The organism is Klebsiella sp. MS 92-3 (assembly GCF_000195655.1).
Lineage (GTDB): Bacteria > Pseudomonadota > Gammaproteobacteria > Enterobacterales > Enterobacteriaceae > Klebsiella > Klebsiella pneumoniae.
In genome coordinates this window covers 6,921-12,518 of record NZ_GL882770.1, presented here as the reverse complement: position 1 = coordinate 12,518, position 5,598 = coordinate 6,921, and the positions used below count along the sequence as shown (strand labels likewise).

At 61.8% G+C, this 5,598-nt stretch carries 6 protein-coding genes; 1 reads left to right on the top strand and 5 read right to left on the bottom strand.

What is annotated here, in order from left to right:
- Window positions 1-758: HPP family protein (locus HMPREF9538_RS20445; protein WP_009484390.1), on the bottom strand; the 758-nt coding region annotated here is incomplete at its 3' end.
- A gap of 198 nt (window positions 759-956) precedes the next feature.
- Here HMPREF9538_RS20445 and HMPREF9538_RS20450 point away from each other — a divergent pair.
- Window positions 957-2,066: an adenosylhomocysteinase gene (locus tag HMPREF9538_RS20450; RefSeq protein WP_032457027.1), complete on the top strand. Its 1,110-nt coding sequence runs from the start codon at window positions 957-959 to the stop codon at window positions 2,064-2,066.
- A 42-nt stretch (window positions 2,067-2,108) separates the two neighbouring features.
- On the opposite strand, the gene cobT is transcribed toward HMPREF9538_RS20450, so the two are convergent.
- The 4 genes from cobT to HMPREF9538_RS20470 all read right to left on the bottom strand — a co-directional run.
- Window positions 2,109-3,176, bottom strand: a complete 1,068-nt coding sequence (gene cobT, locus HMPREF9538_RS20455) for a nicotinate-nucleotide--dimethylbenzimidazole phosphoribosyltransferase (RefSeq protein ID WP_009484388.1) — start codon at window positions 3,174-3,176, stop codon at window positions 2,109-2,111.
- A gap of 27 nt (window positions 3,177-3,203) precedes the next feature.
- Window positions 3,204-3,944 carry an adenosylcobinamide-GDP ribazoletransferase gene (cobS, locus tag HMPREF9538_RS20460; RefSeq protein ID WP_004180482.1) on the bottom strand — a complete coding sequence of 247 codons (741 nt, stop codon included), beginning with the start codon at window positions 3,942-3,944 and terminating at the stop codon, window positions 3,204-3,206.
- A 314-nt stretch (window positions 3,945-4,258) separates the two neighbouring features.
- A complete protein-coding gene (locus tag HMPREF9538_RS20465; protein ID WP_002911883.1) occupies window positions 4,259-4,582 on the bottom strand; it encodes a DUF496 family protein in 324 nt (107 codons plus the stop codon).
- 167 nt (window positions 4,583-4,749) lie between these two features.
- The coding region (locus HMPREF9538_RS20470; protein ID WP_009484387.1) for an FUSC family protein at window positions 4,750-5,598 on the bottom strand (849 nt) is incomplete at its 5' end.

Sequence of the window (5,598 nt, the reverse complement as noted above, 5' to 3'; positions counted from 1 at the left end):
CCCCCCCCCCCCCCCCCCTCCCCCCCTGGGGGGGGGCGGGCCGTCGCGATACGCTGCCGCGCCTGCTGCTCGATATTCTCCAGCAACTCCTGGACATCGTCTTCATCAATGTCGAGGAACTGGCCTTCCAGCAGCGCGGCGTGAATATCTTCCCGGGTGACCGAAATACCCAGCGGCACCGCCCTGGATTTGACCTCCTCTGCCGCCAGCGGATGCGGATAACGGCGGCCAACCAGGTTATTAAACACAATAGCCAGCAGCGCCAGCATCAGCGAGTTGAGGAGCACCGGGGTCAGCACAAAGTGATAGCCTTCGCTGTGCACCCCGGCGCCGCCGAGGATCGCCGTCAGGGCCACCGCGCCGCCGGGGGGATGCAGACAGCGCAGAAAATACATCCCGGCGATGGCCAGAGCCGCCGCCAGACCGCAGGCCAGCGCCGCATCGGGGACCAGCATACCCACCGTGACACCGATCAGCGCCGACAGCACGTTGCCGCCGACAATCGACCACGGCTGCGCCAGCGGGCTGCTCGGTACGCCAAACAGGAGTACCGCCGAGGCCCCCATCGGGGCAATAAACCACAGATTGACTTCGCCGAGCAGCCAGTGGCTGAACATGCTGGTCACCGCCAGTCCGGTGCCGGCGCCAATGGATCCCAGCACGATATGCCGGCGGGCCACCGGCAGCGCGTGCGGCTTCAGGCGGCCAAGGAAAATCCGCAGCCGTGAAAATATCCCCGCAGGAATAACACTCAACATCGCTTCATCGCTCAAATCATAGGAATTACTTATATTTTATTTTCTTTTTTTAACCTTAAATTAACAACCCTGTCTTTCGCAGGGGATAGCGCGGGCGGCGATGTCCGACGGCATTGTGCTGTGAATTCTCGCGGGGGCTGATAGAATCCCTTTTCGGTCAGGGGGATACCCCTTTTGCGAATTGAAGGTCATAACCCAGTGAATAATAAAATCTCTTTAGCGAAAGAAGTGGCATGGGCCAGCCAGAATATGCCGCGTACCCTGCGTCAGGTCGCCGCGCTGCCCGACCTCAGCGGCGTGCGTCTGGCCTGCTGTATGCACCTCGACATGAAAATAATCCCGCTGGTACAGGGGATCCTCGACAAGGGCGCTCAGGTCTTTTTAACCACCTGTAACCCCACCACCGTGCAGGACGACGTGGTAGCCTGGCTGGTGGAGCGCGGCGCCGAGGCCTGCGCGTGGCGCAATATGAGCGATGCCGACTGGCAACAGTCATGGGAAAAAGCGATTGCCTGGCAGCCCACTCACCTGTGCGAGATGGGCGCCGATATCACCACCCTGCTCCACCAGCGCGGCGATTTTGGGAACATCGTGGCGGGTCTGGAAGCCACCGGCTCGGGCGTCAATCGGCTGGGGGATATTCAGCCAGGCTATCCGATCTTTAACTGGGACGATCTGCCGGTCAAAGAGGGGCTGCACAACCGCCATATGGTCGGTCTCACTGCCTGGCACACCTTCTTCCAGACCACTCACCTCACCCTGCATGAGAAAAAAGTGCTGGTGATCGGCTACGGCCTGGTCGGCCAGGGCGTCGCGGCGGCGGCAAAAGCTTTTGGCGGTCAGGTGATGGTGGCGGAGATCGATCCTGCCCGCCGTCTGCAGGCAGCCTACGACGGCTGGCACGTGGTGGACCTCCAGGAGGCTATCGCCTCGGCGGACGTGGTGGCCACGGCGACAGGCGGTAAAAACGTGGTAAATCGCCAGGCGCTGGACCGCGCGAAAGCGGGAGTATTTATCCTTAACGTCGGCCACGTGGCGGAAGAGATCGACGGCGATTACCTGCGCCAGTACCCCCAGGAAGAGGTGATGCCGTATATCAATGCCTACCGCATGGCCGACAAAACCGTCTATCTGCTGGCCAATGGTTCGATGCTCAATCTGACCGCTGGCTTCGGCGACAGCCTGAACGCCTTTGACGTCACCCTGGCGGTGATGGCCAGCGGCATCCGCCATATTGTCACTAAGGGCATGCGCGCCCCGGCGAAGGTTTATCTCCTGCCCCAGGCGGTCTGGCAGCAGGCCCTGTAAACCCGGCGCATCGCCCCCATCGCGGGACGATGCGTTTTACCATCAGGACGACGGCGCGCTATCGGGCAACACAATATTGCTCTGCGCCAGCGTTCCCATCTGGTTGTACATCACGCTGGCGGCATCCAGCAGGTGCATCGCCAGCGCGGCGCCGCTGCCCTCTCCCAGGCGCATGTCCATATCGAGATACGGCCGCAGACCCAGCGCGTCGAGGGCGATCTGCGCTCCTTTCTCCGCCGACAGGTGTGAAGGAATAAGATAAGGGTGCGCCGACGGGGCCATGCGGCAGGCGGCCAGGGCAGAGGCATAGGAGAGGAAGCCATCCAGCACCACCGGCAGGCCACAGGAGGCCGCCCCGAGGATCACCCCGGTCATGCCCACCAGATCGTAACCCCCCACCTTCGCCAGGACATCCAGCCCGTCGGCCGGGTTCGGCTGATTATGGGCTATCGCCTGGCGCACCACCGCCACCTTATGGCCCCGCTGCGCCAGCGGCAGATTGGCCCCACAACCCACCACCGCGTCAGGGTCGCTGCCCGTCAGGACACTGATCGTCGCTGCGGCCGGGGTGGTATTGGCCATTCCCAATTCGCCGACGCCGAAGGCTTTCACCCCGTCGGCAGCGAGCTGGCGGGTGAGCTGCATGCTGGCCAGCAGCACCGTCTCCGCCTGCTGGCGGCTCATGGCCGCCGTCCGGGCGATATTCCCGCTACCGCGGGCCACCTTGAGGTTAATCAGGCCCGGCAGCGGGTCGGCATCGATGCCGACATCCACTACCTGCACCCTGGCCCCGGCCTGCGCCGCCAGCACGCAGACGCCGGTGTTGCCCCGCACCATATTGCCGGCATGAATGGCCGTCACCCCCTGCGGCGAAGGGGTCACGCCTTCATGCCAGACGCCATGGTCGGCGCACATGACCACAATCGCTTTCTCCGCCAGCGCCAGCTGCCCCTGCAAGCCAGGCAGACCGGCCAGTTGCACCGCCAGCGTCTCCAGACGGCCAAGGCTGCCGGGCGGCTTTAACAGGCCATCAATATGCTGCTGAGCGCGCGCCATGCCCGCCACATCGGGCTGCGGAATGGCAGCCAGTAACGCCGAAAGTGTTCCCATTCTGTTCCTCACCGTTGGTGTCAGGCCTTACAGCAGCGCCAGTAAAAAGAGTAATTCGCCCAGCTCAATCGCCGCCCCGAGGGTATCCCCGGTCTGCCCGCCGAGGGTTCGCTTCAGCGCCCATCCCAGACCCCAAATCAGCACCAGGGTGATCAGCGCGGCGCGCAGCCCCTGCAGCCCCAGCAGGGCGGTGGCCAGCGCGATCGCCATCGCCATCGTCACCAGCGTCTGCTGCAGGCTAATTTTGCCGATAAACAGATTGCCCAGCCCCTTTTCCCGCGCATAGCGATGACGATACATCAGCAGCACCGCCATCCCGCGACCGACGGCGCAGGCCGCCGCCAGGGCTGCGATGGGGTGGATATCACGCAGCAGCAGCTCGCCAACCACCAGCACTTTCGCCACCAGCACAAAGATCAGCGCCAGCCCGCCGTGGGTGCCCAGCCGGCTGTCGCGCATGATCTCCAGCATCCGATCGCGGGTGCGGGCGGAGAAAATGCCGTCGCAGGTATCAGCCAGCCCGTCAAGGTGGAATCCGCCGGTGAGCAGCGCCAGCGCCAGCACGCCGAACAGCGCCGCCAGCGGGACGCCGCACCACGGCTGCAGGAGGAGCGCCACCGCGCCGGCGATGGCGCCAAGCAGTAAACCGACCAGCGGAAAGGTGACGATACTGCGCTGGTACTGTTCGATCTCCAGGCCCTGAGATAACCGCGCCGGGACCGGCAGGCGGCTGATAAACGAGAGTGCAGCAAAGAATGACTTAATCACGTGAGGTTGACTCCTGTCGGCGAAAGCAGCGGAAGAGTTCTGTCGCGCCCGGTCAGCACCTGAGTTTGTCTTCTGGCGAATCGATCGTCGGAGAGGTGAGAGGTGTTGAGATATCGCCCTGACGCCGCTGCGTCAGATGCCCGGCCAGGATGAGAGAAACCTTTCCGATATCAATACGTTTTTCGCGGGCCAGTATAGCAAAGTGTCGGTGAGGAGAGGCAGTTGCCGGAACAAAGTTTTCGCAGAAAAAAGCAGGGAAGAGAGGGAAACGCGGAACAGCCCGGCGACGCTGACCGCCGCCGGACCGGCAGGGTTTAGCCTTCGACTTTGGCTTCGCCCATCACTTTCAGTTTTTTCGAGATGTCGCGGCGCTCTTTGGACAGCTCGGCATTTTTGATGATGTAATCATCAACGCGATCTTCGTAATCGCTCTTCATGCTGGCGATGATGCCCTGGATGGCTTCCACGCTCATGCCCGGTTTGATGTAGTCGCTGAGGTTGTCCAGCAGCAGAACGCGCTTCTGGTTATCACGGATCTTTTTCTCAACGTCCTGAATTTCACGCTGCAGTTTGTTCTTACGACGGTACAGACGAACAAACTCCAGTACGTCCTGGAAAGAAGGCTTAGTTGTTTCCATTTTTACACCCCTAATAATTGAGATTCGGATTCGTAAAGCGACTGCGTTATAGGGCTAACATAACTGCTAGCAGCCGCTGATGACAATGTTTTTTCCTTTGCGTTTATCATAACCCTAAACGCTGCTGAATCGAAACAACCCATGTGGTTACCCGGTGCATCTGATGTTTATTTGCGCAACGCGCGGCAGATCAGATGCGAGAGCAGCTCCAGCTGGCGCGCCAGTTCGATTGAGAGCCAAACATAGCCATGGACCGGGGTTTCCGCCAGGCCGTCATCACCCTGCTCTTTCAGCAGCTGGCGCAGTTCGAGGACGATCTCAGTCAGCTTTTCATTGTTGGCGCGCACAGGCTGAGGGTTCCCTTCGTACAGCGCGTGGGCGATGGACAACAGCGTCTGCTGGGTCATCTGCTGCGTCTCCCGCAGGGTGTGCGCATTGAGCATCACGAAGTGACCCGGACGCGTTGCCCACCAGGCGTTGATCTGCAGCTCCAGCATGCAGACGAGGTTGCGGCTGACGGTCTGGATAGCCTCGAAGATCGCCTTCTGGATGTGCGTCTCTTTGCTGGCGGGGGTGATCAGCCCGCGCATTTTAACCACGTCGTTCAGCGCCTGCTGGAGATGCTTTTCCAGCCGCGGTCGATCCACCAGATTTGGCGAGAAGCCGGCCTGGTAGAGGCGGTTAAAGTTGGTGACATAGCTGGCCATCTGGATGCGCCAGTGGATGAACGCCCGCTGCGGCCAGATGCCGGTAAACAGCATCGCCAGCAGCGAGCCGAAGATCACATCGCCGCTTCGCCACAGCGCGGTATGCATATCGCCGGGCGGCGCCCCGACCACCACCGACAGAGTAATGCCGATCAGCAGCGCCTGATAGGGTTTCTTGCCCAGCGCCAGCCAGCCGCAGAGGAACATCGCCGCCGCGCACCAGAGGACCATCAGCGGCAGAGAGATGAGCTCAAGCTTCAGCGCCACCAGCCCCAGCGCCGAACCGAGGATCGTGCCGCCGGTACGCTG